This is a genomic window from Pseudomonas sp. YeP6b, from assembly GCF_025642995.1.
GTDB lineage: Bacteria > Pseudomonadota > Gammaproteobacteria > Pseudomonadales > Pseudomonadaceae > Aquipseudomonas.
Genome location: NZ_CP080090.1, coordinates 5,198,310 through 5,223,615 on the forward strand (window position 1 = coordinate 5,198,310; position 25,306 = coordinate 5,223,615).

The 25,306-nt window shown below is 58.0% G+C and carries 28 protein-coding genes and 1 pseudogene; 4 read left to right on the forward strand and 25 right to left on the reverse strand.

The annotated features are described in order from the left end of the window. Nucleotides 1-3: 3 nt before the first annotated feature. A pseudogene (locus KZH41_RS23365) lies at nucleotides 4-162 on the forward strand (cytochrome c); the annotation flags it as partial. A gap of 135 nt (nucleotides 163-297) precedes the next feature. On the opposite strand, the gene KZH41_RS23370 reads toward KZH41_RS23365, so the two are convergent. Then, nucleotides 298-1,857, reverse strand: coding sequence for a diguanylate cyclase (locus tag KZH41_RS23370; RefSeq protein WP_263273810.1), 1,560 nt, complete (start codon nucleotides 1,855-1,857; stop codon nucleotides 298-300). 1,448 nt (nucleotides 1,858-3,305) lie between these two features. On the opposite strand from KZH41_RS23370, the gene KZH41_RS23375 reads away from it, so the two are divergent. The 3 genes from KZH41_RS23375 to KZH41_RS23385 are packed head-to-tail and all read left to right on the forward strand — an operon-like array spanning nucleotide 3,306 to nucleotide 6,477. Beyond that, entirely contained in the window at nucleotides 3,306-3,683 is a 378-nt protein-coding gene (locus KZH41_RS23375; RefSeq protein ID WP_263273811.1) for a hypothetical protein, read from the forward strand. Nucleotides 3,684-3,685: 2 nt separating this feature from the next. Then, nucleotides 3,686-5,026 (forward strand): KGGVGR-motif variant AAA ATPase, encoded by a 1,341-nt coding sequence (locus KZH41_RS23380; protein ID WP_263273812.1) that lies wholly within the window; start codon nucleotides 3,686-3,688, stop codon nucleotides 5,024-5,026. Then, complete coding sequence (locus tag KZH41_RS23385; RefSeq protein WP_263273813.1) at nucleotides 5,026-6,477, forward strand: hypothetical protein; 1,452 nt, start codon at nucleotides 5,026-5,028, stop codon at nucleotides 6,475-6,477. The genes KZH41_RS23380 and KZH41_RS23385 overlap by 1 nt, the downstream gene beginning before the upstream one ends. A gap of 250 nt (nucleotides 6,478-6,727) precedes the next feature. Here KZH41_RS23385 and KZH41_RS23390 read toward each other — a convergent pair whose 3' ends face one another. The 24 genes from KZH41_RS23390 to KZH41_RS23500 form a co-directional block, all read right to left on the reverse strand. After that, nucleotides 6,728-7,699 (reverse strand): hypothetical protein, encoded by a 972-nt coding sequence (locus KZH41_RS23390; RefSeq protein WP_263273814.1) that lies wholly within the window; start codon nucleotides 7,697-7,699, stop codon nucleotides 6,728-6,730. Beyond that, nucleotides 7,672-8,376: a hypothetical protein gene (locus KZH41_RS23395; RefSeq protein ID WP_263273815.1), complete on the reverse strand. Its 705-nt coding sequence runs from the start codon at nucleotides 8,374-8,376 to the stop codon at nucleotides 7,672-7,674. Before KZH41_RS23395 ends, KZH41_RS23390 begins: the two co-directional genes overlap by 28 nt. Further along, nucleotides 8,373-8,924, reverse strand: a complete 552-nt coding sequence (locus tag KZH41_RS23400) for a DNA-binding protein (RefSeq protein ID WP_263273816.1) — start codon at nucleotides 8,922-8,924, stop codon at nucleotides 8,373-8,375. Before KZH41_RS23400 ends, KZH41_RS23395 begins: the two co-directional genes overlap by 4 nt. Further along, on the reverse strand, nucleotides 8,921-9,853 hold the full coding sequence (locus KZH41_RS23405) for a hypothetical protein (RefSeq protein ID WP_263273817.1): 933 nt from the start codon (nucleotides 9,851-9,853) through the stop codon (nucleotides 8,921-8,923). The genes KZH41_RS23400 and KZH41_RS23405 overlap by 4 nt, the downstream gene beginning before the upstream one ends. Continuing rightward, nucleotides 9,846-10,484, reverse strand: coding sequence for a hypothetical protein (locus KZH41_RS23410; RefSeq protein WP_263273818.1), 639 nt, complete (start codon nucleotides 10,482-10,484; stop codon nucleotides 9,846-9,848). Before KZH41_RS23410 ends, KZH41_RS23405 begins: the two co-directional genes overlap by 8 nt. 85 nt (nucleotides 10,485-10,569) lie before the next feature. Then, entirely contained in the window at nucleotides 10,570-13,065 is a 2,496-nt protein-coding gene (locus tag KZH41_RS23415; protein ID WP_263273819.1) for a phage tail protein, read from the reverse strand. Nucleotides 13,066-13,073: 8 nt separating this feature from the next. Beyond that, a complete protein-coding gene (locus tag KZH41_RS23420) occupies nucleotides 13,074-13,598 on the reverse strand; it encodes a phage tail protein (protein WP_099312221.1) in 525 nt (174 codons plus the stop codon). Beyond that, nucleotides 13,595-14,767, reverse strand: coding sequence for a baseplate J/gp47 family protein (locus KZH41_RS23425; RefSeq protein WP_263273820.1), 1,173 nt, complete (start codon nucleotides 14,765-14,767; stop codon nucleotides 13,595-13,597). The genes KZH41_RS23420 and KZH41_RS23425 overlap by 4 nt, the downstream gene beginning before the upstream one ends. Then, complete coding sequence (locus tag KZH41_RS23430; protein WP_178966268.1) at nucleotides 14,764-15,081, reverse strand: DUF2590 family protein; 318 nt, start codon at nucleotides 15,079-15,081, stop codon at nucleotides 14,764-14,766. Before KZH41_RS23430 ends, KZH41_RS23425 begins: the two co-directional genes overlap by 4 nt. Then, nucleotides 15,078-17,390, reverse strand: coding sequence for a phage tail tape measure protein (locus KZH41_RS23435; RefSeq protein WP_263273821.1), 2,313 nt, complete (start codon nucleotides 17,388-17,390; stop codon nucleotides 15,078-15,080). Before KZH41_RS23435 ends, KZH41_RS23430 begins: the two co-directional genes overlap by 4 nt. Nucleotides 17,391-17,396: 6 nt before the next feature. Then, a complete protein-coding gene (locus tag KZH41_RS30545) occupies nucleotides 17,397-17,540 on the reverse strand; it encodes a DUF6890 family protein (protein WP_370881270.1) in 144 nt (47 codons plus the stop codon). A gap of 20 nt (nucleotides 17,541-17,560) precedes the next feature. After that, nucleotides 17,561-17,848, reverse strand: coding sequence for a putative phage tail assembly chaperone (locus KZH41_RS23440; RefSeq protein ID WP_263273822.1), 288 nt, complete (start codon nucleotides 17,846-17,848; stop codon nucleotides 17,561-17,563). Nucleotides 17,849-17,883: 35 nt separating this feature from the next. Beyond that, entirely contained in the window at nucleotides 17,884-18,336 is a 453-nt protein-coding gene (locus tag KZH41_RS23445; RefSeq protein ID WP_263273823.1) for a lysis protein, read from the reverse strand. Next, nucleotides 18,336-18,869, reverse strand: coding sequence for a lysozyme (locus KZH41_RS23450; protein ID WP_263273824.1), 534 nt, complete (start codon nucleotides 18,867-18,869; stop codon nucleotides 18,336-18,338). Before KZH41_RS23450 ends, KZH41_RS23445 begins: the two co-directional genes overlap by 1 nt. Further along, nucleotides 18,866-19,072, reverse strand: a complete 207-nt coding sequence (locus KZH41_RS23455; protein ID WP_069078036.1) for a hypothetical protein — start codon at nucleotides 19,070-19,072, stop codon at nucleotides 18,866-18,868. The genes KZH41_RS23450 and KZH41_RS23455 overlap by 4 nt, the downstream gene beginning before the upstream one ends. Beyond that, nucleotides 19,069-19,287 (reverse strand): TraR/DksA family transcriptional regulator, encoded by a 219-nt coding sequence (locus KZH41_RS23460; protein ID WP_094952013.1) that lies wholly within the window; start codon nucleotides 19,285-19,287, stop codon nucleotides 19,069-19,071. Before KZH41_RS23460 ends, KZH41_RS23455 begins: the two co-directional genes overlap by 4 nt. Beyond that, entirely contained in the window at nucleotides 19,287-19,736 is a 450-nt protein-coding gene (locus KZH41_RS23465; protein WP_263273825.1) for a DUF2597 family protein, read from the reverse strand. Before KZH41_RS23465 ends, KZH41_RS23460 begins: the two co-directional genes overlap by 1 nt. A 6-nt stretch (nucleotides 19,737-19,742) precedes the next feature. Then, nucleotides 19,743-20,864, reverse strand: coding sequence for a DUF2586 domain-containing protein (locus KZH41_RS23470; protein WP_263273826.1), 1,122 nt, complete (start codon nucleotides 20,862-20,864; stop codon nucleotides 19,743-19,745). A gap of 11 nt (nucleotides 20,865-20,875) precedes the next feature. Then, a complete protein-coding gene (locus KZH41_RS23475; RefSeq protein WP_263273827.1) occupies nucleotides 20,876-21,556 on the reverse strand; it encodes a phage virion morphogenesis protein in 681 nt (226 codons plus the stop codon). After that, nucleotides 21,546-21,992 carry a phage tail protein gene (locus KZH41_RS23480; RefSeq protein WP_263273828.1) on the reverse strand — a complete coding sequence of 149 codons (447 nt, stop codon included), beginning with the start codon at nucleotides 21,990-21,992 and terminating at the stop codon, nucleotides 21,546-21,548. Before KZH41_RS23480 ends, KZH41_RS23475 begins: the two co-directional genes overlap by 11 nt. After that, nucleotides 21,989-22,450, reverse strand: coding sequence for a head completion/stabilization protein (locus KZH41_RS23485; RefSeq protein ID WP_263275132.1), 462 nt, complete (start codon nucleotides 22,448-22,450; stop codon nucleotides 21,989-21,991). The genes KZH41_RS23480 and KZH41_RS23485 overlap by 4 nt, the downstream gene beginning before the upstream one ends. A 98-nt stretch (nucleotides 22,451-22,548) precedes the next feature. Beyond that, nucleotides 22,549-23,271 carry a phage terminase small subunit gene (gene gpM / locus KZH41_RS23490; protein ID WP_263273829.1) on the reverse strand — a complete coding sequence of 241 codons (723 nt, stop codon included), beginning with the start codon at nucleotides 23,269-23,271 and terminating at the stop codon, nucleotides 22,549-22,551. Continuing rightward, nucleotides 23,268-24,290, reverse strand: a complete 1,023-nt coding sequence (locus tag KZH41_RS23495; protein ID WP_263273830.1) for a phage major capsid protein, P2 family — start codon at nucleotides 24,288-24,290, stop codon at nucleotides 23,268-23,270. The genes gpM and KZH41_RS23495 overlap by 4 nt, the downstream gene beginning before the upstream one ends. A 1-nt stretch (nucleotide 24,291) precedes the next feature. Beyond that, nucleotides 24,292-25,206 (reverse strand): GPO family capsid scaffolding protein, encoded by a 915-nt coding sequence (locus tag KZH41_RS23500; protein WP_263273831.1) that lies wholly within the window; start codon nucleotides 25,204-25,206, stop codon nucleotides 24,292-24,294. Nucleotides 25,207-25,306: the final 100 nt, after the last annotated feature.

The following is a 25,306-nucleotide window of genomic DNA, read 5'->3' on the forward strand; positions in this document are numbered from 1 at the left end:
ATCGGATACATTGTATCGTCGGTAATACTGCGCCCCAATGGAGACTTGATTCCAAGAACATTGCGAGAGAATGGTGTGAAGGTATCGCCGCACGCTTGGACAATTAACGATCTGCGCGATTTAAACCAATACATGAGTGGTGTGATTGCACAAAGTCGATGATGGTGAGGGCCAGCCATTGCCGGCAAACCCATTCCAGCCTCTTGCTGAAGACAGGCGAGTCGGTGGCCGTCGTGTCGAGAGGTATTAGTGCCGCTTTTCCAAAACAGCGTGCTCCCCTGCAGATCGCGCGCGCCATCAAGGCTGCTGCGCCACCACGCGATTACGACCGCCCTGCTTGGCCTGGTACAACAACTTGTCAGCCCTCTCAAGCACAACGGATACCGAATCCCCTCCCGGTTGCCATAGCGCGACGCCCAGCGAAACAGTGATGTGCCCGACAGTAACGATCTCTGCGGCTTCGATCGAGGCACGCAGCCGCTCTGCGACATCCGTTGCCGCTTGAAGCGAACTATTGGGCAATAACAATACGAACTCTTCCCCACCGACCCGGCAGGGCAAGTCGTTAGACCTTGAGTTGTGCTGCATCAGTTCTGCGATAGCCCTCAGCGTTTGATCGCCCACACCATGGCCAAATGTATCGTTCACCCGTTTGAAGTGGTCGATGTCCATGGAAACAAGTGCGAACGCTCTGTCAGCATCTTGCCAACGCAACAGGACATCTTCCATCGCCCGGCGGTTGGCCAGCCCGGTCAGCGCATCGGTTTGTGCTTGCAGGTTAAGCTTGCCGATCTTCTCCTGTAACAGGGTGGCGCCAAGCAGCAACGCCCTGCGAATCTGCCAACTCTCGAAATAGTGCGCCGGTACTGCACTGATAAGGTCGTAGCTGTCGGGGGTGTCCAGTCGCTTGGCACAATCGGCGAGCCTGGACAGCGGCGCTGAGATCCGCGCTCCCAGCCACCAGATCAAAACGATTCCGAAAAAGGCAAGTGGGGCTGTGCCCAACGCAACCTTGACCATTGTCTGACGTAGAACAGCGTGTATATTTTCGAGTGGCTGCTGCGAGATCACCCCCCAGCCGCTGCTCGGCACTTTGGCGAAGCCCGCGAGCATTTCCACTCCATTTTCATCCGCAGCCTGTAAAACACCTGCGTCCTGGCTAAGTGCCGCATCGGCGATCACGCTCTTTCCAGTGATGTCTCCGATTTGTTCGGGACGGCTGTGATAAAGCACCCGACGGCTGCTGTCGACTAGATAGACATTCGCGCCATCCTTACGCACATTTGTGTCCATCATGGCCTGGAGCGTATTTTTTTGCTCAAGTTGAACACTGCCCCCTATCAGGCCCAAGTACTCTCCTTTCGTGCCAAATACGGGCTGGTTGATAAAGATCACCAGATTGCCTGCTATGGACTTAAAGGCGTTGCTGATTCTCGGCACGCGAAGGTTGAGTGGCTCCTTGTGTTGCAAAACCCGGCCATTGAGGCGAAAGCTTTCGGGAGCTGACGCAATAATAGTTCCCGTTGAGTCGGCGACAAGTACGGAGTTGAAACTGGCATCCTGCCCAAACAACCGCTGCGTTTCTTCTGCCAAAGCGTGCTTATCTTCAAACGCTTTGCCGATGACGACTGAGCCATACTTCAATTTGTCGAGGTCGGAATTGAGCACCTGTTCGACACTCTTGGCGATCCGAGAGGCGTAGGCTTTGTTCACTTGCAGCGCATTCTCAATCAACTCCTGCTTCTGAATCTTGAACATCACCCAGAAGCTGTTGGCGAGGGTCGCGATTGCAGCAAGCAGTACAAAGATAAGAATCAGAATGCGTAGATTGAGCTTAGGCTTCGGTCGAGTGGTCATTTTACGCAGTCCGGGTAGGCGGATGGATTACAAACGATTTCGATGCTGTGTGAATCGCCCTTGAATGTGTAGGTGGGGGGTCAATCAGTTTTGACGGACAGCCCGCTCAACAAGTAAGGAAGGCTGTTAACCCATTCTGGACCTATCGCGCAGACATGTCTGAGGACAGTTCAGAAGAAATACCGCCAGTCCCCACATTGAGCCTTTATGGCCTTTTTTTCAGGTGCCAGAAACCACAAACCCCCGGCTTTCTCTAGGAAAACCGGGGGTTTGTGTTTACTTAATGTGGCGGTGAAGGAGAGATTCGAAACTACCCGCCAAGCCACTTTCATTATGATAGTGCCCGGTTTACAAGGGCTGCAGCCTAGTCGACCTCTTGAAAGTTGGCCCAGATCTGTCCCATGGCTGTCCCATGGGTTTGCGGACCAGGTTGCTGCGAGAGGGCAAAAATACCATCCGAGCCGATTTATGTTGAGGCATGGGAAAAAGGTAATTTTGGTAATGCGTTATCAAATCCCGACTAAAAGTTAATGAAATCAGCTAGTTGATACAATTCTATAGAGGTAATAATAAGGTAAGTTAATGGTTATAAAATTACCTTTAGTGGTAGTAATCCCCACCCGCTACCAAACCCCGTAAAATGGGGCTCTGATCAAAATATTACCCTCACCCTTACCTTAAATTACCCTATGAGGTAATGCGTGAAAGCCACGTTCTATAAGGCTTCCAGCCAGCTTTGATCGACCACTTACTAAAATTACCCTTTTCCCGCCCCACGTCTGAAAAATAGACATGCGCCAGCGGTTTTGGCGCTTTCGCCATACACTCTCGGTCAGCACGGACAGCACCGAATTGCTGGTGATGCTGTGCAATGCCTTAGAATGCCGGAACCCTTACCAACTAGGCTCCACAGCTATCCAGCCGCAAGGGTCGGCAGTGGCTCGTTCGCCCGTGATATGAACGGTCACGGAAACGAAAACACCGCCTGCAGCAGGTTTTCACAACCATAGCTCCCGTAACCCGGGCACCTCACCAGCACGACCACCACCCTGCCGCCTCGTGACCCGTATGCAAAGCCGCTGCACTTTTTTGCAAAGCCTTGCACTCTGTGCAGTTGCCAAACATCCCCCAAACCCCGCAGCGGGCCTAGGCGGAGATACCGTTTGCACCCACTCCGCGGTTGCACAAAAAAGGAACACAAGGCCCGTCGGCGGGAGGGGGATAAGTGCTTTTTCATCTGGATTTTTTCATCCACAAAATGTATTCGTTTAACCAGTTGGTAGGGAGCCATGAGCTTTTTAGAACAGTATCTTCATCTTCAACTTAAGCCGAAGATGAGTCGCGATCGGCCATCGTTCTTGAGGACATTTCTCGATAGATACGGCAGAATGCAAAGCTGCGCAGGAAAAGCCCTAGGCAGACTGAAAAATTGTAAATGGAGTGAGTTTATGGAAGAAAAATTCGCCGTTGCCGCTGTACGTCACTATCGTGACGCAGACATGCTTGCAGCCTCTGAACGCTTAGATGGCGCCGGCCACTTGATAGGCTTTTCCGCTGAATGCGCAATTAAACATGCCGTTCTTTCTTTAAGGCCTGGCGTAGAAAAAATTCAAAAACACTTCCCAGATTTAATTGATGTAGCAAAACGCCACCTTGATATACGGGCGCATCACGGACTTTACATAATACTAAAAAATCCAGCCTTTATGCAGAATTGGACGGTAGGGAGTAGATACTCCGACGACGGTATTGTAACCAAAAAAATGTATGATCTTTGGCGCAGCCAAACGAGAGCGCTAATGTACGCTGCAAAGTTAAGAGGTTAAAAATGGCGAGCAAAAAAAGCATAATCCGTTACGATGATGTTCTGCCATTAACTTTGCAAGTTACCACAGAAATATGCGGCGAAGGCTTCTTTTCACGCAATCTTATATTGCGTGACTCCGAAGGCTTTATTACTGTCGTGCTGCGCGAAGAAATTGATCCAATCATTAGAGATCAGCTAGCTACTCTACTTACGAATTCGTTGGGAATATATGCAACATCCCCACCGGTAGTCACTCCCGATGAAATATACGACTCTTCTTTAAATGACGAGGCACTTGATAAATTTGAGTTCGTCGTGTGTCCAAACGGGTATCAGGATTATGTCCGATATATTGAAAGACGAATCGTAGGTGGCGACTGGGTCAGAAATATTCAACAGCCGATTCATGGAGCGCCAAAAGTCGTAGTGTTTTCGAGCTTGAAAGGCGGTGTTGGAAGGTCCACTGCACTCTCGGTCTCAGCGGTCCACCTAGCGAGAAAAGGAAAATCCGTTCTAGCTATAGACCTAGATTTAGAAGCTCCGGGGATAGGTGGTATGTTTCTCGATAAAAGGAATTTGCCTGCTTACGGGGCCCTAGATTTCTACGTTGAGTTTGGTAGGACAGTAATCAATAAACAATTTATGGATGACATGCGGCGAGTTGCATTTACAGATAAATCTGGTGGTTCGTTTACGATAGTACCGGCCACAGGCTTAACTAGTCAGCGCTCACCTCAAAATGTGCTAGGTAAAATATCTAGAGCGTATCTAGAAGTAGTGGATAAAGATGGAAAACCGATATCTTTCCTTGATAAGACTCGCGAGTTAATACAACAGCTTTGCAAAAATCAAAAATACGACGTCATTTTCGTTGACGCCCGAGCGGGGCTAAACGAAAGTACAGCAGCCACTATTCAAGGGCTTGGAGCAGATGTTCTATTTTTTGGGGTAGACACTCCACAAACATGGGATGGCTATACGTATTTTCTTGCTCACCTTGCTAGGCACAAAACTGAGGCAACACCACTGGAGGATTGGCGGTACAAACTCAAGGTCGTCCATGCAAAGGCTTTAGGTTCGGAAGAGTCTATGAAGCAATTCCGGGACCGATCTTGGGAGCTATTCAGTTCATATCTATATGATGAACTCGAAGGTGAAGAGGCGGCGGAGGGTCTTACCGAAGCTTTTGGTTTTGATCTGGACGACTCTACCGCTCCTCATTACGCGTGGCCAATATTAATCTCCGAAAAATTTTTTGAATATAATCCCCTGGACGAAAATGGACTTCAAAACACAGAAGAATTTGTTCTGCCAGTTTTTGGAGAGTTCTTGGAACAGCTTTGCGAGAGGCTCGGATATTAATGGCATTGGAAGAATATGAAATTAAGGCCCTCAGAGAAGTTATCTCTGCATTCAGGCCTGAATCAGCATCAAGCGCCGCACGTGCCTTGCCTATAACTGAAATTTATGTGCCTATTGGCCATAAAGACGCGTTAGATTTCGAAAGGCCTCTTGTTGTTGGTAATAGAGGAACAGGCAAAAGCGTATGGTCTGGTGCGCTGGCGAATACAAGCATTCGGAAAACGATTGCAAAAAACAACTCATTTGACACTATGGCCTCGGCTGACGTTGAACTAGGCTTCCACCAAAGCGCAGCTGAAATGGCAGGAGTCGCACCTTCGCCTAGGGTGTTACAGGCTTTACTGCTAAGAGGTATAGAGCCAGAAGTTATCTGGACGGCAGTACTATTAAAGGCCGTATCCAAATATGCTAAGTTAAGAATAAAAAGTGACTTCGACGATCTTGTTGACTGGGTAGACGCTTACCCAGGGAAGTGCGAAGCTATGCTTATTAAGGCTGACAACTATTACACTCGAAATAAAAAACGCTTTCTGCTCGTATTTGACGCACTAGATCGACTCGGGAAGTCTTGGGAGGCTATTCGCCCTTTAACTAGAGGTGTACTGGCTCTAACATTGAGCATGCAAGGCTATACAAGTATGCGTGCTAAAGTTTTCATGCGAACAGACCAATTCAAAGATAGTGCCATATTCAATTTCCCAGACGCTTCTAAAATTAAGGCTGCGCGGATTGAGCTTAATTGGTATTCCACCGACTTATATGGTTTATTTTTTCAGCAGTTATCCAATGATGTTTCCTCTCAAAAGGCTTTTTCGAAAATATACAAGCTAGTTACTGGAAGGCCTCAAAGACCTTATTCAAAACTAACCGAAGCAGCCGAGCAAAGGAGCGCTTTCGCTCTGATTGCCGGAGAATACATGGGTACTGATCACAGGCGGGGCAGAACTTATACTTGGATTATTGACCATTTAGCAGATGCTTTCCATGAAACAACGCCTCGAAGCTTTTTAGTTACTCTTCAGCGAGCCGCCGCATCTAGACAGCTCCCATCGCATTTAGTTATAGACCACCACGGAATAAGGGAAGGTGTACAGTCGGCCTCTGCAATCCGTGTCGACCAGCTTTCTGAAGATTATCCATGGATACGCCGAGTACTGGACGACTTGGCGGGACTTGAAGTACCTTGCGCACCGCTATCATTCACAACACGCTGGGCCGAAAGAGGTACAGTAGACTCTGTAAACACGCTGAATACTGAGCAACCTGGACCTGTAGAGTTATTGGAAACAGGCTCTAACAAAGAGGAACTATTACTTGAAGCACTGGTAAATATAGGAGTCGTCGAATATCGAGCCGAAGACAAAATTAATATGCCTGATATCTTCCGGGTTGCTGCTAAAATCAAACGCAGAGGCGGTGTTAGGACGCCAACTTTTGCACGAGGAAATTAGGAGCAATTCTACATCCAACAAAGGTAGCAGCACTGATTGCCTGCCAGCCGAGGGGGCGTACGTAGTGACGCCTCTGCCAAGCGGCGTTGAATATGATGCTGACGATGTATTCCTGCATACTACTTACACCGCACAGACAAAAGTACTACTTTGTACAAATGCTTGCATGAAATAAAATCTCTCCCAAGCATACAACTAAACAATCTAAACTCTAGAACTAATTACCTTATCAGCGATCAGATTTACATCTTTAAGACGTAATTATTTTTAATGCTCCGTTAAGCGAAGCAGCCGCGCCAGCATTTACTGAGAACTCAGCTGAGTTGCTTGGTATCGGTGTAGGTCCATGGGTATGACTCGCCAGTTGAGTGTTCATATGCTGCACTAGGTCGAGCAAATCGCACAGCACCTGCAGCACGTTCACTCCCTCGGATCCCAACCAGGTCTTGGGCGCTACCAGGCGCTGGCTGACCGCCGCCACACTTTCACGCAGCCCATGAATCCGTTCCTCCATATCGCCGCCCACCGTGGCGTTGTGCTTCTGCCCCACCACCAGGTTCAGGTCCCTCCCGGTCGCCTGGTGCAGATCATCCACCGCCGCCAGGCTGGCAGATCCGCCCGACAGCAACTTGAGCGCGCCCAGGGCTTCAAGCGTCTTGATGCCCCCTACCGACTCGGTTGAATGGTCGTCCACGGTCCTGGTGTGGCTCTGGTACCGCTCCGTGTTGCCCATCGCCTCCACTTCCCGTTCGATCGCTTTGTCCAGGATCTTGCCGTCAGTCTGGCGCAGCCAGTTGCCGTCCGCGTCGACACGCTGCTGACAGGCTTCGCTGTGCTGCCACACCTGGTCCCCCTTCGGCACGCTGGGCATGCTCAGGCCGTGGGGCAGGATGGTTTGGATATAGGGTTTGTGCGGCAGACCGTAGGCAAAGCACACCACCACTTGGGTGCCTTCCTCGGGGAACGCATAGATGCCCATTTCCTCGCCACCGGTGGGCAGCGGCAAAGGCACGCCGGCCAGGATTGGCAGTTTGCTGTCTGGTTCGCCGTCCGGGCCCATGACCTCGATGTCGACCGCGTAGCGTGGCCGGAAGTCGTCGCAGATCCCGGCGCCGGCGGGCGGGTCGGCCACGGCGACAACCCGGGCAAAGCGTGGCAGGTGGTACCCACCGGTGAGTTCGGGGAATTGTCGTTCTACGCTGCGGCGGATTGCGTCGTCCATCGGATGGCCATCTGGTTGTCGATGAGCGCCACACTGGTGATGCGCTCGCCGTGGTTGATTGTTGCACCTGGTCGCAACCCGGGAAGGGCTGCAATCATTGCGCTCTGGTTGCCCTGGTAGCCGTCGAACAGTTCCACCGGCAGCTGCAGCGGCGAACGAAGGCCAAAGAAGCTGTCAGCCCAACTACCCACGAACACTTCCCCATCACCCTGCTGCTGCCAGATGAAGTCGGGGATGTTGAAAACCCGGGCCAGGCTGTCCATGGCTTGATAGCCGGCAGCCAGGCTGTAGAAAAACGGTGCCTTGACGCTCGCATATGACTGTTCCGGGACGCGGAAGCGCAAACCGGTGTGCTTGCCGATCTCGACCAGGACGGCGCGCAGGTCGACGTGACGCAGGTTCAGCGGCAGCGGGTTGCCCAGGATCGCCGCCAGCTCGCGACAGAACAGCACCTGCTGGTTGCTGCTGGCCGTGCTGCTGCGCTCGACGTAGCCAATGAAGTGTCGCTGTAGCGTACTGCTGTTGTAGCCGATATCGAGTGTCACCAGCCCCTTGACCGGCGCCGTAGCCTGGATCGTGAACGTCGCCCGACCTGGGCTTTTCGCATCCAGCCGGACTTCGTTTTTGACTAGGACATATGGCACCCCGCTGATGGTCAACTCCTTGTGCAGCTTCATGCCTTGGGACTCCCGCCTAACCAGGTATCCACCTTTTTCAGCGTGGCTTCAAAACCGGTCAGTTCTTCGGGGGCACCAGGTGAGTCTCCACCACCACCGGTACCGCCGACCGCGCCGCCCGGGCCAGACTGCGCCGTCACCGCGTTGCCCGATCGGCGCCCTTCCACTTTTTCCGGGTTGGAGAGCTTTTCGGTCAAGGTGAATTGGATCAGCCAGCCGCGCAGATTGTCGTCTTCCCGGGCGCTCACGCCTTCGGTGAAAGTCACCTGGCGCATGCCGAACGCGGCAGCGGTGTCGTTGACGATGCGGTACGTCTTGAGCTGGCCACCGCCTTCGGTCGCTTCCACCAGGCGCATCAGGTCACGCAATTGCACCTGGTCAACAAAGGGAATCATCAGGCTGACAGTCAGGGTCTTGGGCTTGAAGCCTTTGTGCCCCTTTTCGGTGTTGCTGGTCTGGCCTGACAGATCGTCGCTTTCAATACGCAGGTTGCCGGTGACCTTGAGGTTCTTGCCGCGCACCTCTTGCCCGTCGAGTAACAGCGTCATAGGCCCACCAGTTCACGGACAAAGCTCAAACCCGGCTCAGATCCCACCAGCAGCGCGCCGGCGCACAGCACCCATTCGTGTCCCGGGGCATCACCGGCCAGCAGCCGGCGGCTCAGCTCGGTAGCGTTGCCCGGGCCGATCAGCCGCGCGCGCATGCTGCTGTCAGGGTTGCCATCAGCCAGCAGGGCTTTCAGATCTGCCAACTGCTTGTCACGGCCCTGTTGCTGCGCGACCTTGCGGTTGGCCAGGGCCGAGAGGTCGGCCATGGGCGAACTGTAGGCGGCGTAGCTCTCCAGGACGGCGATCTGTCCGGCCATGGATTGCTGCGCCGCCTTAACCACTGTGCAACGCTCCAGGGGCAAATCCTGCCAACGCGGCAACGCGCCGGCGGTGGGGATCTCCCACTTTTCCGTCTCCAGTTTGGACAGGTGCCGCGCTCGGCGCTCGGCGCGCACCAGGTCAGGCATCGGTAGCAAGGCATTGAACCGCGCCAGGCTGGCGGCTAACTGATCAAAGCGAGTGGCCAGGAACATCAGGCATAGGGCGTGCTGCTGACCATCGGGCAGGCCTGTATCGCTCACGTCCACCAGCTTGCTGGCCAGCTGCTGCAGCATGTTCGGTGCAGACAGAAAACGCTGGTAGCCGCGGCCCTGCCCAATGCCACTTTGAAACGGCGTCACCACCAGACAGGCCGGCGCCTCGCCCATCTGGTCGGCGAGCGCGGCACGACCTGCAGCGATCGCGCCCTGGGCAGCACCACCGACCGGCCCCGGGCTGGTACTGGTCTTGCCACTCAAATCAGCCAAGCGTTTAGCCGTGCTGGCCAGCTCGCCGCCGGCCAGGCCCTGGGCGGCTGACAATTGCCCCATCCATTCGGTGGCCTGCGCGGGCCAGCGCATGGTCACCGGTGCCCAATTCGCGTCAGGCATTGGGCAATACCAGGGCAGGTAATTCGGCCACCAGCTCGGCGCTGGTCGGTGCCTTGCGCTTGTCCTGCTCCATGGCGGCCAACTGCTCATAGCAATAGGCCCAGCACAGTGAGCGCCAGGTGCGGAACGCCAACCCATCCGCCTGAAACTTCGGTACCGAAGGTTCATCCGCGTAGGTGATCACGTCCTTCAGGTCACTGTAGCCGGAGGCTTTCGCCGTTTTGTCGAGGAACATCTGGACGCTGGCCACGTACTCGGATTTGCGCTGCTCCCAGGTCAGCGGCGGCGGGTCGACAGCCACGGGCCGGCCCTTCACCGCTTGAATGACTTTGCCCATAGCCTGGGCGGCAAACAACGATTGGTATTCGCCCAAGGTTATTTCCAACAACTCGCCGGCAGGTGGCAAGCTGCAGCCCGGGTTGGAAACCTCGACCAAGGGCGGTATGGCTTTAGGGTCTTTCACTTTGATCGTCGGGGCCTTGTCCTTCGAGCCTTCGGCGCCCATCCAGCTGGGATCCGGGACACTGATCATCGGGTGTTTCCACTTCGGGTCGGCTACCAGCAAGGTGCGCTCGCCGTGGGCGCGTGTGTCGTAAAAGCCTGCGGTTGTGGCGTGAAAAAATATGCTCATGATTAGTAGCCTGTGGCCTCCCAATAAATGTCATCTGGCGAGCTGAACGGGCCAGAAATCACGGAAAATTGGCTATTGCTGACGATCAACGTGTTCGTGCCTGTGGCAGGGTCGGAGTAGAAAAGGCTGGTCCGGGAGGCGACCAAAGACACGCAGCGGTTGGGGAGGCGATAGGAAAACTGCGGTGTGTCACCGTGTCAGAGGCCCCCAGGGTGATCCCCCACTGACGGATCAATCCGGTCTGGGCACACTTCCACCAGCCGTTTGGGCCAAGTGATGCGTTGTTCTTGAGCACCGCACCAGGTACCTCAGGAGTCGCCTGGGGCAGGTTGGTCAGCCCGCTTGCATCGCCGCTATAACTGCCGGTAACACGCAGGTTGCCGCCTTCACTGAGTGTCAGTGCGTTATTGGTGCCGCCTACGTGCATCACGACACTGGGCGGAGTGACAGAGCCACCGCCGGCGTAAACGTCCATGGACGCCAGGTGACGTTCCGCCCAGTTGGTGGCTTTCCACATCAGGTATGCGCCGCCATTGTTCGCGCAATTGATTTGTACAGCGGGGGATCTAGAACGCCAATCCACGAACCCACCAGCCATTGCGGGAAAATCAAAGACGGCCGATCCCGTCAAAGTCCCACCACCTAGCGGCAACTTTGAGTTATCCGCGATCGCGATGTTGGCGGTGCCGTCGAACGACACACCGTTAATCAGTCGAGGCGTGGCCAGCTTGGTAGAGGTAGCAGCATTGCCCGATACAGCAATGTCATAGGTGCCGTTCAATCGGGCCTTGGCCAGCGTGCCGAGTGTCAGTGCGTTAGCGTTCAAGCCGCTCAACTGCCCACCGTCGCCAAAATACGAACCCTTGATGGTCAAGTGTCCAGAGCCGTCCAAGGTGAACGCAGAGAAGGTTGCACCCACATGCATGACCACCGAAGGTATAGAGGTCGACGTGCCGCCTGCATACACCTCCATGGCAGCCAGGTGTCGCTCGCTCCAATTGGTACCCTTCCACACGGAATACGCGGCGCCATTTGCTGCGCAGTCGATCTGGATAGCGGTTTGGCGCTCCTGCCAGCTGACAAATGAACCACCGATCATGGGCACGTTGAATCGCACGCCGCCGGTGAGCGTCCCGCCGCTAAGTGGCAACTTTGAGCCGTCGCCAATCGCGATGTTTTGAGTACCGTCGAACGCCACACCGTTGATCAGACGTGCCGTTTCCAAGCGAGTGGCCGAACCGGCGTTGCCAGTCACCTGAACATCGTAGGCACCGTACAGTCGCGCCCGGGGAACGGTCCCGGCAGTGAGAGCGCTAGCGTTGAGGTTCACCAGTCCCCCGCCGTTACCGAAAAGCAGCCCGGTAATTACTACACCGTCGACAGATACCCGTACGCCGTTGCCTGTCGCATACCCATCGGCACCTAAGCCCATGAACAGCGTATGGAAGCCAGTGGCCGTACCAAAACCGCCGATGCTACCAACGGTATTACCGCCCGACGTAAAGGTCAGCCCACGCGCCCAGCCGCTTCCGAAATAGTTTTCAGCGGCGTAGACCACATCACCAGTCATTGTGCCGCCGGTCAGTGGCAGCTTGGTGGCGTCTCGCACCGTGATGTCCTGAGTACCGTCGAAGGCCACACCGTTGATAGCACGGGGGTTGGCCAGCTTGGTGGCGGATCCCGACCGCAAGTCAGGGTAATGACCCACTTTGGCGGCAAAGTGATCCACTAGCGGTCCGTCGATTGGTGCGATCGTGCGTAGATCGTTGATCTGGTTTGCACTTAATAGGTAAGCCAGAGGGACGCTGTAATGCCATGCGCCGTCGGTGTCCAGGTAGTCCACTTGGTTAGGGTCAAACACCACCGTCCAACTAGCCAGCACGTCGTTCAGTTCTCGGCGCAGAGACACTTTCAGCCATACAGGTGACGGCAGCCCCGGCGGCGCGAACGGCAAGGCGCTGGTTTGCTCTACGCGGATACCTTCTACATAGCCAAGGCCTGGTTTTAGCTGATATCCGCTTGCGACTTTCTCCACCTGGAGGCCGCTACGGTAGAAGCACGCTCGACCAAACACGTCGCGGTTGCTCAGCCGCTCGCGCTCGTCGATTCCCTTTAGGCGAACGGTGAAGTCATGCTGCCAAGTGCTAGCATCAATTGTGATGCCAGTCAGCGCCTGGGCCCCGTCGAACACCACTAGGATGTTGCGGGTGACGTTGTTGCCGACCTGCAGCGGCGGAATGTTCTTTCGCTTTTGCTGCACAGGCACGTAGGCGACGGCCAGCAAGACATTCTCGGCGGTTTCCAGGCCGATCCAGTTCCAGTCAAAGTCGCCGATATCGCTGCCCAACATCGAGCTGTACACCACCTGGTTGGGGTTCACAAAGCCGATGTTCTGTTTCGGGATCGTGTAGGTGTGGACGATCTGCGCCGCCGGCGGTTTCGCGGCTGCGCGGTCGACCGGGGCATTTGGGTTCAGGCCTGGCACGTTGGCGAAGACAAAACGCACGACATCGAGGCGCTGCTGTGCGCCTGTTTTTTGGGCGATCAGGCTTTCACCTGCAAGGGTAATACTGGCTCCCATGGGGACTCCTACAGGCGGGCGATCAGCGTTTGCTGATCGTCGTTAAAGTCAGCCGCGACGATGCGCAGCGATACGGGGGTGATGGTCACAAAGTCATAGCGCCGGCACGTGCGGCCGTATTGCTGAATCAGCACGCGCAGCAGCTCGGGGTTCTGCGATAGCTGGGAGTCGGAAAGGCGCAGTAGCACCACGTCCCAGTCCCGATCGGGCATACGCTCGTCTATCTCGACGTAACCCACGCCCAGACGCTGCAGGATGCGTTTGAGCCCCGCGGTGCTGCCGGCATCGACGGCGTTGATAAAGGCGAACTTGACCCGCAAGCGATACAAACTTTCAGGCTCGTCCTTGAAGCGGGTGGTGTCCCGCTGCCAGGCCAGCAGATCGAGGACGGTCAGGTGGCAGGTCTCGGCGTCCATCTGCAGGAGCGGCCATTGCAGCCAGCCTTCAACTTTCTCCCACCAGGACTGCGCGGCGGCTTTCAGCTTTGTGAGCTGTGGCCCATCGAGCCAGAACGGCAAATTCAGCTTGATCATGCCAACACCACCTGCAGGCTGCTGATCCGGGGAATGGTCAGCTCTGACACGATGTCGGCGTTATCGAAGTGCAGCGACTCGACGCCCGCGAACTGCTGGTGGAGTTCTTCGCCCAGGCGACTGAATGAAAAGCGAGACTGTGGATAAGTCAGCGTTGGCTGATAGTCGCCGGCGCTGCTTTCGCGGAAGGCCGCACGAATGAACAGTTCCACTTCCGTCTGCAGCTTGGTGCGCTGCTCTGCGGTCAGTAGCTGACGTGGCCACACGGTCAAGCTCAACGCGTGCTGGGTTTCAGGCATAACCATGACCAACAGATCATCGCCGTGGCCATGGTTGCCCTGGTCGCGGATATGCGCGTTGATTTGCTCCAGGTATGTCGCCGCCGGCACGTCTGCATCAAACAGCACGTAGGCATTGGCACTGCCTGGGCCCCGGGGAGCGCCGTGCAGGAAATACACACCATCAGGCCGCACGCCCGGGAAGGCTGAAATCATGGCGCGGTATACCGAATCGGTGTGCCACTGATTGACCGCCGAGAACTGGTTGCGAACCCGCAAACGCAGCTGATCGTCCGGTTCAGGATCTGCACCAGGTGCGATCAACCAGCCGTCGACGTTCACCACCTGGGCGATGCCGGCAATGGGTACCGGCAGGATCGCGTAGTAACCCGGGGCCAGGTTGTAGCCGCTGCCAACCTCTTGGGCTTCTACCGGGACTTCCAGCTGCTGCAGGCCGTCTGCAAAGGTCGCGGCCTGCGTGGTGATCAGTTGGTAAATATGGCCGTTGATAGCGGCGGATTGCACCAGGACGCCGGCGGGCAGCTCCAGCACGCCGCCGGCGACGTCCCGGGTAAACAACAGCATGCCCTGGGCCTTGGTCGCACCTTTGCGTTCGACGTTGACCGCCCAGGCCAGCATGTCCAGCCACTTGTCCCGGGCAGTTTTTACAAAGAAGTTGGGCAGGACCGTGTCACTGACAAAGCTGATCAGCCACATGACCGGTTTGGTCACCAGGGCCGTCATCACCCGCCAGAACGGCGAATAGGCGCTGGTATTGCTCATCTTGCTGCCCTGGGCCGCTACTTCCTTTTCCCAGGCCTTACGCAAACCGTCCTCGGTCACGGGAATGCCGGCGTCAGCGAGCGCCTGTTTAAAATCTACGTCGCTCACAGGGTCACCTCGATGTCGCCAAACTTCAGCGTTTTGGCCGTGACCAGGTACTGGCCGGATTGCACCTGGTTAATCAGTGCGGTGCCCGGTACCAGGCGTTCATCAGCCTCCACCAGCAGCTCCAGTTGCTGGATGCAATCGCGCTGACGCAGGCGACTGCGCTCAGCCACCAGCGTTACCAGCAGGCCGCTTTCGCGGATCATGTGCGCGATGTCCTGGGCGATGCTGGCCCGGTCCTCGATCAGCAACGGCTGACGGGACGGGTCCAGCGACAGGTCGTTGTCGATGATCAACAGGTCGATGTATTCGCTCATCCGCCCACCGCCATGGCCAACATGCCTTCCAGCTCCAGCGGGTTCATCGGTTTACCGGTGTGAATGTTGACGTTCTCCACGTGGGTGCCCTTGTTCTGGGTTTGGTTGTTGTTCTGGATGCTGCTCAGCAGGCCGCCCCGAGGCACGGCGTCGGGTCGCTTCGGTGACAGGCTGGCCACAGATCCATTCATGCGTTGCTGGCTTTGCTCGGCCTTCTCGGTGGGTGCCGGCGCAGTCACCAGCGCCGGCGGTTGCTTCGGCTGCGGAATGTTGAGCTGCGGCCCGATCGGCGCCGGTGTCTTCAAGGCAGGCGCGGCCACCAGTGCCGGCGCTGTGCGCGGTAGCTCGGGCGCCGTAAGGGGCTGTGGAACAGGCGCCGGCGTTTTCGGTACCGGGGCCAGGACCAACGCTGGCGGCTGCGCCTGGGGCTGCAATGCGTTGAGGGCGGGCATGGCCGGCGCGGGAGCTTTCTGCGCGGCAGTCATCACCAGGGGCGGCGCCTGGATGGGTTGTTGGGGAGCGCTCACCAGCTGCGGCAGCAACGGTGCCTCGACCGTCGGGGCCGTGATGGTTGGCAGTTGCGGTGCCGCCGGCATGTCGCCAAACGCGGCATCTATCTGCACGCCCGGAATCTTGTTCAGCATCTCGATCAAGCCATTGATGGCCGATTTAAAGATATTGACGATGCCGTCCCACGCGGCGCTGGCCATGCCCGACCAACCGCCCATGGAGTCGAACCACTCCGACAGCGCGGTCAGTTGGCTGCTGACCCACTGGAACGCTTCGCTGTTGAGTAGCGCACTGGTCCATTCGTCCCAGTAGATGATCGCAGCCGCCACGGCAGCGACCAGGGCGACAATGCCGACCACAACCCACGTCACCGGGTTGGCCAGCAACGCGGTGTTGACCAGCCAGATGGCGCCCTGCCACAGCAACATCGCGCCCTTGACCAGCCCCATCCAGGCGACCATCAGCACCAGGCCCGCAACGAACCCGATCACCATAACGGTGTGATACAGGAACATGGCGATGCTGCGCAGGCCGGCCATGGTCAGGACTTTCCACACAGTGATCAGGCCCAGCCAGACCATTTTCGAGATACCCACGGTCAGCGTGAGCAACGACATGGCCGCAATGATCCCGAACACCACCAACGTGGTGATGCCGATCACGCGGGTAATGTTGGGAAACAACTGGGTCCAGCGGGTCAGCGTGCTAGCAATGCCCACCAGGCGGTCCATCAGCGGCGTCAGGATCGGGATCAGCGACTGCCCGAAGGCGATACGCAACGCCTGCACAGCGGCGCCGAACTGTTGCCACGGGTCCACCATCTGTTTGGCCATGCGCTCGGCGTTCTCCAGCCCATGCACATTGCCCAGTCGATCCATGCCGTTTTTCAGGCGGTCGGTATCGCCCAGCAGTGTGGTGATCAGCCGCGCAGCTTCGCCGCCGAAGGCGTCACGCAGCTTTTTGCCGTTGGCCTCAATCGACAGATCGCCAAACTTGCCTTTGAGCTTGTCCAGGATGTCCATCATCGGCAGCAACTTGCCCTGCTGGTCGACAAAGGACATGCCGAGTTTTTCCGATGCGCCGCTGACGTTCTCAAAGAACGATTTGTAGAGGCCGCCGGCCTCCCCGCCGTCCATGGTGCTGCCCAGTGTGCCCAGCACCGCCATTTGCTCGGCCAGGCTCACACCGGCAGTGCTGGCCAGGCCGCCGGCGGCTTTAAACGCCTCGCCGATCTGCTCGCCACTGGTACGGAACAGCTGCACCGCCGTGGCGGTTTGCCCAGCTAGGGTTTCCACCCACTGGCCCTTGCCCATCGCGTCGGCCTGGCCTTTGAACAGGTTGTACATCGTGCCGACGTAGGTGCCCATGGTGTTCGCATCGGACTTGGTGGCCTTTGCCAATAGGTTGCTGGCATTGGTAAAGGTGGCCAACTGACTGCCCGCCAAGCCTTTTATAGCTCCTTCAATCTGGTACGCCGAGGCGACAAAATCCCGGGCGTTTTCCCCGTAGGCCACCGAAAACTCCAGCGACTTGCGATTCAGTGCGGTCAGCGCATCCTCGGCCACACTCAGCGATCGGACCTCGCCCAGGGCGCGGTTCATCTCCAGGGCGGGTTCCAGCGACTGGGTGATGGCCACGCCGGCGCCGACCAATCCCGCCAGGCCAAGGCCCATGGTCTTGATGTGCTTTTCGCTCTGTTCCGCCAGGTCAGAAAAGCCCATTTTCACCTTGCCCAACGGGGCGGTGACCTTATCAGTCAGGCTCAAAATGAAGGCCAGGCGGGCGCTTTGGTCAGCCATCGATGTTTATCCGTTCAATGCGTGGGCGATGCCGTTGGCGATGGCAATTTCCATCCGCCGCCAGTGTTCGTCCTCCAGCCACTTGGCCGTGCCCATCACCTCGGCGGTGGGCTCGGCGCCTGGTAGCCAACGACCGGCCAAGGCCAGCAGTTGGCCCAGGCCGTTTTCGGTCAGTCGTTCGGCGTGGTCGAGGGCTTTTTTACGGTGACTTCAACGTCTGGGCTGTATTCCTCCAGCAGCGCGCCGGCCAGCTGCATCACGAATACCGGGTTGCCCAGCATCGGCTTGAGCGTGGCGCGTTCTTCCTGCTTAACGGTGGTCACCAACAGGTTGTTCGCCGGCGCGACCTTGTTGGCCTGGGTCACCGCGTTGAAGTACTTGGTCACGTCTTGCGGGGTCAGTTCAAAGGTGAATTCCTTGTCGCCGACTTCCAGGGTGATCTCGCGTTTATCGGTCATGCGTGTTGCTCCGTTCAGGTTTTAAAGTGGGTGAATCAGCGCAGGCAAACCCGGCGCACGTGGTCCTGCAGCCCCAGGATCATTTGCTTGCTGAGGGCAAGCTGATCTCTGAGGGTGAAATAATCCGATCGAGCGTCTGCAGTGAGTTCGGCGGATCCGCCATCAGCCACGCCGCTGGCGCCGGCATCGCCGGGCTTGGGCGCGCTGCAGGTGGCTTTGATCCGCAGCCGGCTAAGGCCATCGTCAACAGCACGGCGCAGACCGTCGTTTTGGTTGCGTTCATCGTTCAATTCCTGGGTACGTTGAAGGTCGATAGCATCACGCTCGGCCAGCCGCTCGCCGGCGATGCGGGCCGCTTCGCGCAGGCCCTCCACTTCGAACAAGGCGCTGTCGCGTTCGCTGCGTGCGGTATCGCGCTGGCCTTCCAGCAGGTCCAAGGCGAACCAGGCCACCAGGCACAGCACCAGGGGGAAAATGGCTTCGCGCACTACAAACCCGCCTTGCACAGCTGTGCTTCGGCCAACCGGCGCTGGTGCAGGCCCCGTACAAATTTCTTTTGCCCCGGGGCGGTGGTGACGTAAGCCCATACTGGAGTTTTGCCGTCAGCGGCCCACGCCAGCGCGTTGCAGCCGTCCTTGATGCGCCCGGCATTGATCAGCGCGACGGCACGACTGGCGCAAGTGCTGGGCACGCCGAAGTTGTGGCTATGGCTGCTCAGCGCGTCGAAGGTGTTCTGGCCCACGGCCTGGTTGGTGATGCAGTCGGCCAACTGCAACTGGCCCTTGCTGATCACCAGCTGCTCCACCTCGCTGCAGCGCGCATCTGACCAGTAGTCACCGACCACCACCGGATAAGGGCTGGTGTGGCGGGTGATGCCTTTGCACACGGTCGGCAGGCCCTGGGCGAGCTTGTCGGCATACACGGTGTTCTGGCCGTTGCCTTCCCAGGTGCCCAGGAACACCACCAACGTGGAGCTGCAGAGTGCAATCGCGCCGGCGGCGATCTTGCCGCGCAGGCTCATGGCTTCACCTTCCAGTCGCGCAACATCTGGCGATACTTGGGCACCAGCAGCAGGATCTGCAGCACCATATAAAGGGCAGTCAGCATGTAGGCGACAGCCGACCAGTCGACGGCTCCTGTCGCTCCGGTGGCCGCTACACCGATCGCAGGCGAGGCCTTTGCCAGTGCGATGGCGGTGTCCTGGGCCGCCTGATTCGCGCTCATCGCTTCACTCCTTTTTCGAAAAAAGACTGGCACGGGACGCAACGAGTCTTGCCGCCCAGGGCACGGCGCGCTTCGGGAATCTCTTTTTCACAGTCCAGGCAGTGGATAAAACTGGGGCCCGTTGGCTGCGCCCGGGCTTGGGCCAATTGCGCGTCGATAGCCTGTTGTCGTTGACGCTGTTCCAGGGCTTGGGCGCGGTCGAACGGGCAGGTCATCAGCTCAGGCCCTCGATCTCGGTAGCGTCGAGGTACGGCACGCCGTTGATGCGGATAAAGTCCGGGCTGGTGACCTCAAACGGCACCTTGTGCTTGGTCTTCTCGCCGCCCTTGGGATCAATGCTCAGCAGGCTGGAGACCTTTAACTTGCAGCCGAAGGCCTCAATGCGTAGCTCGTCGTCGCCGGCTTTGGCAAAAAACACCGTGTCGAAGGGCGGCAGCTTGCGAAAGCTGCCTGCACTGCGGGCCGCCTCGATCAACAGATTGAAGTTGGTGGAATCCAGCTCCAGGTCGCCAGCAGCCGCCACATCGCCGTCGACGTAGCCGTCAGGCACGCCCCGGGTTTGCGCGGTCTTGCTGTTGTCGGTGATGTCCAGGGTGCAGCTTTCAACGTGGACCTGCAGGTCGCCCAGGTTCACGTCGAAGTTCTTGCCGCCAATACGTGACATGGTGGGTTACTCCGAATCGTCGTTGGAAAGGTCCAGGGCGATGTTCGCCGTGAGGTCTTTCGGGCAGTTGTGGGGCTTGATCTTGATGAACGCCTCTACGGCGGTTTTGCTCTTCCAGACCAGCACGATGTCGCCGTCCTTCGGCGATTCGATCTCGCCCGGGAACACCTCGCCGGCGAACTTCACCGACTTGGCCATACGGCGCAGAGGCGCCATCAGCGCGGTGATGTTCACGGCCATGCTGTTGGGGGTGTTGTTCAGGCGCCGATCGCCTACACGGCGAATCAGCAGCGGACGGACCTGGCGAGCGGCCTTGTCGGCCAGGCGCAGGTATTCGATTACCTGGTAGTCACTGCCAGGGGTGTCCAGCATGTTGCCGTCACCCCAGTACACGCCCGAGTAGTCGGAATAGGTCTGGGAGACGGAGAACCGCGCCTTATCCAGCTCCGATCGGATCGAAGACGGCAGCGGTACGCCTTCGGAGTCGACAGGTACAGGCCCCAAGCCCAGCAGCGCGCCAGTGGCCACGCGCATCGGGCTGTCAGCAATACTTACTGCTGCGTTGGCCAGGCGACCGGCCAACACGCCCAGGTCGTTACCGTGCAGTTGCGGCACCACCAACACCCGAGGCGCAGCCAGGCCGGCAGTGATTGACTTCTGGGCTACCAGGTATTCCGCCCAACTCTGGAAAGGGCTCAGCGACAGGCCTGCCGTGGCCGCCATGACTAAAGCACGACGACCATAGGTGTCATTCATCGACACCGCCGCGTCGTGCATTGCCGACAGTTCGGCACCGGTGGCCACCGGCTTGGTGATGACCACCGCTTCGACGGAAAAACCCTGCTGCTGGGACATTTCCAGGGCCTTGGTCCACTCGCCGTCCGCTGTGATCGGCGCCGCCAGGCAGGCCCAGCGATCGCCACCGTTCAAGCGTGCTGCAGTGATCTGGGTTTTCAGGTCACTGGCTGGCACGCCCAGGGCGGCATCCAGGTCGCTGTCGGTGTTGAGGGCGATCAATTTGCCGGTGTTTTTCGGACCGGGGCCGATGTACAGAAAATAGCGTTCGATCTCAGTCACGGCGCCCTGGCCCAGATTGAGATTGTTAACGCTGACTTTGCCAAGTGCCATGCTGTGCCTCGTTAGCGGGGTGAATTAAGGATTTGTTGGAAGACCTGGTTAACCAGCTCGCGGGTTTCGCTCCCGGTCTCTACCCCGAGGAACTGGCGTTTTGGCAGGGTGATGTCCCAGCTTTGCGCGCCCGATGTCTCGGTTTTTTCATCGTTCAAAATGCGGATCAGCAAGCCGGCCTTGGCGTAGTTCACGTGTTCTTGAATCCATGCCACTGACGGCCTGGTCAGCGTCTTTTTGCCTTTCTGGCGGGTGCGAAAGCCCAGCCGGCGCAGCCGCTTGGCTTGTTTGTCGGTGCAGGCGATACCCGGTGGGACTTTGTTCCAGCGCTTCATCTGTGCAGCGGTGCGCCGCTCACTGGCGCCGTTGTGCTGCTGGGATGCAACCCACCGGGTAAGCGCGTTTTTCCAGCCCAGTTCGGCTTCATCGGAACTGACGCGGGTCACCTGCAGCAGCTTGGCCAGGCCGGCTTCCATCTTCTTTTTGCCCTTGGCAGAACCCTTGCGCTCGGCGAAGGGGCTGCCGTCCAGGTTCTTCTGCTCACGTACGCGCTTACGGCTCATCGTCCGCACGCGCTTGGTCACGTTGTTCAGCAGCCGCCGGCGCAACTGGGGCGATAGGTCAAGCAACGCCAACTGGGCGTCGACGTTGAGCAAGCCCCTGACATCGAGGTCGAGCGGGCTAGCTGCCATGACTGACCTCGCCGTATTCGGCAATCCAAAGGTCGAACGGCACGAACGCCCAGGTCTTGTTGAACGCCTCGATCTCGCCGGCGGGATCCTCGGCCAGGTACTGCGGCTCAACGAATTCCAGCGACAGCTCCACGTCGAAGCTGTCCTGGTCCAGGGGCTCAACGGCGAACAGCGGCGCCGGCAGTTCATGGCGGTCGCGGTTGGAGTCGTGTGTTTCCAGCCAACTGCCGACCAGGGCCATCAGCCTGGCCGGGTGACCGGTAAAGCGCTCCAGCGAGAACACAGCGCGGTAGCGCATATCAGCCATATGCAGGCCGTCGCGGTCAGGCTTCCAGATCAGTTCCAGACTGACCTGTTCGATCCAGCTGTCGAACTGCTCCGGGGGCACCAGGTTGCGGGCCATCAGGTAGGCGGTCAGCGCCTGCAGCTGGATCACTGCAAAGACGCCGTGATGCGGCCACGGCCCTGCAGAGCGCGAATGGCCTGCTGGCTGAAAGCCAAGAACGTTTCCGCCCGCTCCGGGGCTTCCTTTCCGGTGCTCTCGGCGCTTTCCCTGCGGGTGACCGTGGCGAACTGCGGCAGCAGATTGGCTTTGGTGCGGCAGTACACGGCTCGCTTGTACAGCTTCACCTTGAATGCACGCTCCTGCAGCAGCACCGTGTCTGCGGCTTCAACATTGTTGATGCCAAAGGACTGCCACCGGGCCTTGCACTTGGCCAGGTCACCATTGACCTCGATCATGGCCATCGTCATGTCACCGCCCAGCAGCTCTACCAGGTACTCCGCCGGCAGGCGGTATTCCTTCTGGAATTCGGACAGGGAGAGGTTCGGCCAAAAGCCGTCGTTCTCGATTGTCTGTTCCACAAAGGTGGTGGGTTTCCCGGAAAAGCTCATCGCTGGGCGCTCAAATAGGGCGGGGAGCCTGTTTGCAGTGGGACGGTCCATAAATGGGCGGCTCACTTCCACAGGTCCCCGCTGGGGGGGGTAGTCGGTTATTCGGGAGCCGTGCTGGCCTGTTGTTTTGCCAATGCCTTGCGGCATTTCACGATGCGCGTTTCGTTGCCGGCTTTCGGGTACAGCTCGGTGGAGCGCTCAAGGTGCTTGAGCGCGGTTTCCCACTGCTCGGCCTCCATGGCGCGCATGCCGATCAACTTGTGGTACTTGCTCGGGATCTGTTCCGTCAGGTTCCACTCGTTGTCTACACGCGGCAGCAGGTCCGACAGGTAGGGCTCTGGGCTGCGACCGGCGTTGTATTCGGCGTAGGCCCACTCGCACACGGCGTCGGCCACAAAGGTCTGAATATCCCGGCGCTTGAAGCGCTCCGGCATTTCCTGGCCCTGCTCCATCAGGAAGTCGGCCAGCTCCAGGGCGTCTTCGAACTGAGCGGTGTCGAACAGCCAGACCAACACCTGCACCGCGACGCGGTTGGGGAAATTCAGCCCCGACTCGCAGTAGCGCTGGACGTATTCCTGGTACTTGGGCAGCAGCTCTTCACGCTTGAGTGCCTGGCGTCCGGCCAGGCCGTTGATGGCGCTGATTCGAGCCAGATCCTGGTCCAATGCCGCTTCCTGCAACAGCAAGTGCTTGCGGGCGTTGGCCGGGCTGCTCAGGGCATCGGCCGGGGAATAGGCCAGGCCTGCAGCGGCGGCGAGTGCCGCCACTGCAGTGCTGCCCAAGGCGATAGTGCGGCGCTTGTGCGCCAGGGCCAGGCTCACGCGGCCACCAGCTCAACGTTTTCAGTGAACGCGATTTTTTCCAGTTGCTCGATCACGTAACCTTCGTTGCGGCTGTTGTAATCCTCAACGCGGGAGCGCTTCGGGTTCTCGATCGTCTGCTTACGCCAGCTGGAATCCTGGTAGTAAATCGAGAGGTTGTCCCAACTGGTGACCAGCACCGCGTTGACCGGGAAGTTCGGCACGCTGAACGCCGGCAGACCGCCATAGGTCGCGATGACCTGCGCGTTTTCGATGCGCTCTTTTTCGGTCGGGGTGTCGCCCTGCTTGGTGTACAGCTTGGCCTTGTCAGCAGCGAGCAAATCGGTGCCGATTATCGCGACCAGGTCGCCGTCTTCGCGCAGGATCTCGTCAACCATCTGTTTGGTGTCGTGCACCAGGGCATCAAGGTTGGCGTAGTCGCCACCGGCGCCCAGCGTGACCTTGCCAGCGGTGGTGCCCTCTTTCAGCACCTGCTGCGGGGCCTGCTCGCGCAACTGCTGCAGCCAACCCTTGTTCACGTCCTGCAGCTTGGGGAATTTCTCCAAGTCGGTCTGCGGGGCGGCGTGGGTGCCGTGGAAACCGATAACGATCCGGTCCTGTGCGATGCGCTTTTGCACTGCGGCCGAATAGCGCTCTTTGAAGTCGGGAAACTTCGCCCAGGCATCGATCTTGGCGTACGGCAGGCCCACATCCGACTGGGTATCGGCCAGTTCGTACAGGGTGTTGTCCAGCGCCGAAGCGTCTTTGGCTTCGCGATCGGTGGTCTTGGTGTTGGTGCGGCCAGTGACCGGACCATTCACACCAATGAACACCTTTTCACCCTTGATCTCACTGACCGAGGTGACGTTGATCCGCTCCAGGAAGTCGGCTTTTGCGGTGATCGCGTCGTTCAGTTCCTGGGCAATCGACGGTTCCACACTGAACATGCGGCTGGATCGCTCAACGCCATAGGCCTCGGCGATTGCGGCCTGCAGCTCAGCATATTGTTTGGCGCCACGGGCGCTTAATGGCTGGGCCATGTCAGAGCACCTTGCGTCGTGGGGCGGTTACTGGGCCACGGTTGCGTGGCAGCTGGCGACCGGTCGAGGTGTTCTGCAGAGCGGAGAACTGCTTTTGCAGCTTCTCCAACTGAGCCAGAACGGCCTTGTTCGAACCACCGCTACGGCGGAACTCACGTTCTTCCTCGGCTGTAGTAACGATCTCGTCTACGGCCGCGCTCACGTCGTCGATTGGTGCCTGGTCGGGTTCTGGTGCATCTGCGGCGGCGGGTTCAATCACGGCCTGAATGCCGGCAGCGACGACAAGCAGCTGCTCCAGCAGGGCTTTGAGGGCCGTTGCGGTAGCTTCATCCATTGGGGGTTTGCTCTCGGTTGGGGTGGTGGGTTCGGCGGGCTCGGCATCCGTGGCAAAGCGCTTGAACAGGCCAGTAAGCAGGCCGATCAATTTGCCGACCTCGCTTTGTGGTTCTGCCTCAAAGGAGCCCAGTTCAACGGACGCGGCGTAGAAGGAGTTTTGGTGGGTCTGCTTTGAAAAGTAGAGTTCCTGGGTGCCCAGACTGGCCGGTTCATCAGTGACGCCCAAACCGGTCAAGTAGGCCTTGCCGCTGCCTGCGAAATTGGGAGTGATCTCGATGCTGGAGAACAGCTTTTGGCCCTGATCATTCAGGTAAAGTAGGCGATCATTCGGCTTGAGCTGTGCCTCCAGAGCGATTTGCCCGGGCTCCAGATCTTCGCCCTCTTCCAACAAGCGCACGGCAAAGACGGTGCCGTGGGAACCGCTCCAACGTTCGTGGTCGCACCAGATCACTGCCGTATATTTCGAAGGCTTGTAGGTTTCAGCGATGTCGCGCAGTTCCTGGGGAAGGATCTCGCGACCATCGGCGGTGGTGCCGCTGGTGGCGACACGTTTCCAGTACGAAACAAGGGAACGGGGCATGTGCGTTGACTGCGCTCAATCGGTTGAATGAGCCGCCAAGATAGGGAGCCATCAGCACTCAAACAAACGGTTCACCTGCGCGTTTCTCCTATATTCACGA

Coding starts and splice junctions, on each gene's coding strand:
- KZH41_RS23440 (WP_263273822.1), bottom strand. CDS start 17,848: ATGACCGATAAACGCGAGATCACCCTGGAAGTCGGCGACAAGGAATTC.
- KZH41_RS23485 (WP_263275132.1), bottom strand. CDS start 22,450: ATGAGCTTTTCCGGGAAACCCACCACCTTTGTGGAACAGACAATCGAG.
- KZH41_RS23455 (WP_069078036.1), bottom strand. CDS start 19,072: ATGAGCGCGAATCAGGCGGCCCAGGACACCGCCATCGCACTGGCAAAG.
- KZH41_RS23430 (WP_178966268.1), bottom strand. CDS start 15,081: ATGAGCGAATACATCGACCTGTTGATCATCGACAACGACCTGTCGCTG.
- KZH41_RS23435 (WP_263273821.1), bottom strand. CDS start 17,390: ATGGCTGACCAAAGCGCCCGCCTGGCCTTCATTTTGAGCCTGACTGAT.
- KZH41_RS23370 (WP_263273810.1), bottom strand. CDS start 1,857: ATGACCACTCGACCGAAGCCTAAGCTCAATCTACGCATTCTGATTCTT.
- KZH41_RS23405 (WP_263273817.1), bottom strand. CDS start 9,853: ATGCCTGACGCGAATTGGGCACCGGTGACCATGCGCTGGCCCGCGCAG.
- KZH41_RS23385 (WP_263273813.1), top strand. CDS start 5,026: ATGGCATTGGAAGAATATGAAATTAAGGCCCTCAGAGAAGTTATCTCT.
- KZH41_RS23465 (WP_263273825.1), bottom strand. CDS start 19,736: ATGTCACGTATTGGCGGCAAGAACTTCGACGTGAACCTGGGCGACCTG.
- KZH41_RS23395 (WP_263273815.1), bottom strand. CDS start 8,376: ATGAAGCTGCACAAGGAGTTGACCATCAGCGGGGTGCCATATGTCCTA.
- KZH41_RS23500 (WP_263273831.1), bottom strand. CDS start 25,206: ATGCCCCGTTCCCTTGTTTCGTACTGGAAACGTGTCGCCACCAGCGGC.
- KZH41_RS23495 (WP_263273830.1), bottom strand. CDS start 24,290: ATGGCCCAGCCATTAAGCGCCCGTGGCGCCAAACAATATGCTGAGCTG.
- KZH41_RS23390 (WP_263273814.1), bottom strand. CDS start 7,699: ATGGACGACGCAATCCGCCGCAGCGTAGAACGACAATTCCCCGAACTC.
- KZH41_RS23380 (WP_263273812.1), top strand. CDS start 3,686: ATGGCGAGCAAAAAAAGCATAATCCGTTACGATGATGTTCTGCCATTA.
- KZH41_RS23475 (WP_263273827.1), bottom strand. CDS start 21,556: ATGGCAGCTAGCCCGCTCGACCTCGATGTCAGGGGCTTGCTCAACGTC.
- KZH41_RS23415 (WP_263273819.1), bottom strand. CDS start 13,065: ATGGGAGCCAGTATTACCCTTGCAGGTGAAAGCCTGATCGCCCAAAAA.
- KZH41_RS23450 (WP_263273824.1), bottom strand. CDS start 18,869: ATGAGCCTGCGCGGCAAGATCGCCGCCGGCGCGATTGCACTCTGCAGC.
- KZH41_RS23460 (WP_094952013.1), bottom strand. CDS start 19,287: ATGACCTGCCCGTTCGACCGCGCCCAAGCCCTGGAACAGCGTCAACGA.
- KZH41_RS23420 (WP_099312221.1), bottom strand. CDS start 13,598: ATGATCAAGCTGAATTTGCCGTTCTGGCTCGATGGGCCACAGCTCACA.
- KZH41_RS23375 (WP_263273811.1), top strand. CDS start 3,306: ATGGAAGAAAAATTCGCCGTTGCCGCTGTACGTCACTATCGTGACGCA.
- KZH41_RS23410 (WP_263273818.1), bottom strand. CDS start 10,484: ATGAGCATATTTTTTCACGCCACAACCGCAGGCTTTTACGACACACGC.
- KZH41_RS23400 (WP_263273816.1), bottom strand. CDS start 8,924: ATGACGCTGTTACTCGACGGGCAAGAGGTGCGCGGCAAGAACCTCAAG.
- KZH41_RS23470 (WP_263273826.1), bottom strand. CDS start 20,864: ATGGCACTTGGCAAAGTCAGCGTTAACAATCTCAATCTGGGCCAGGGC.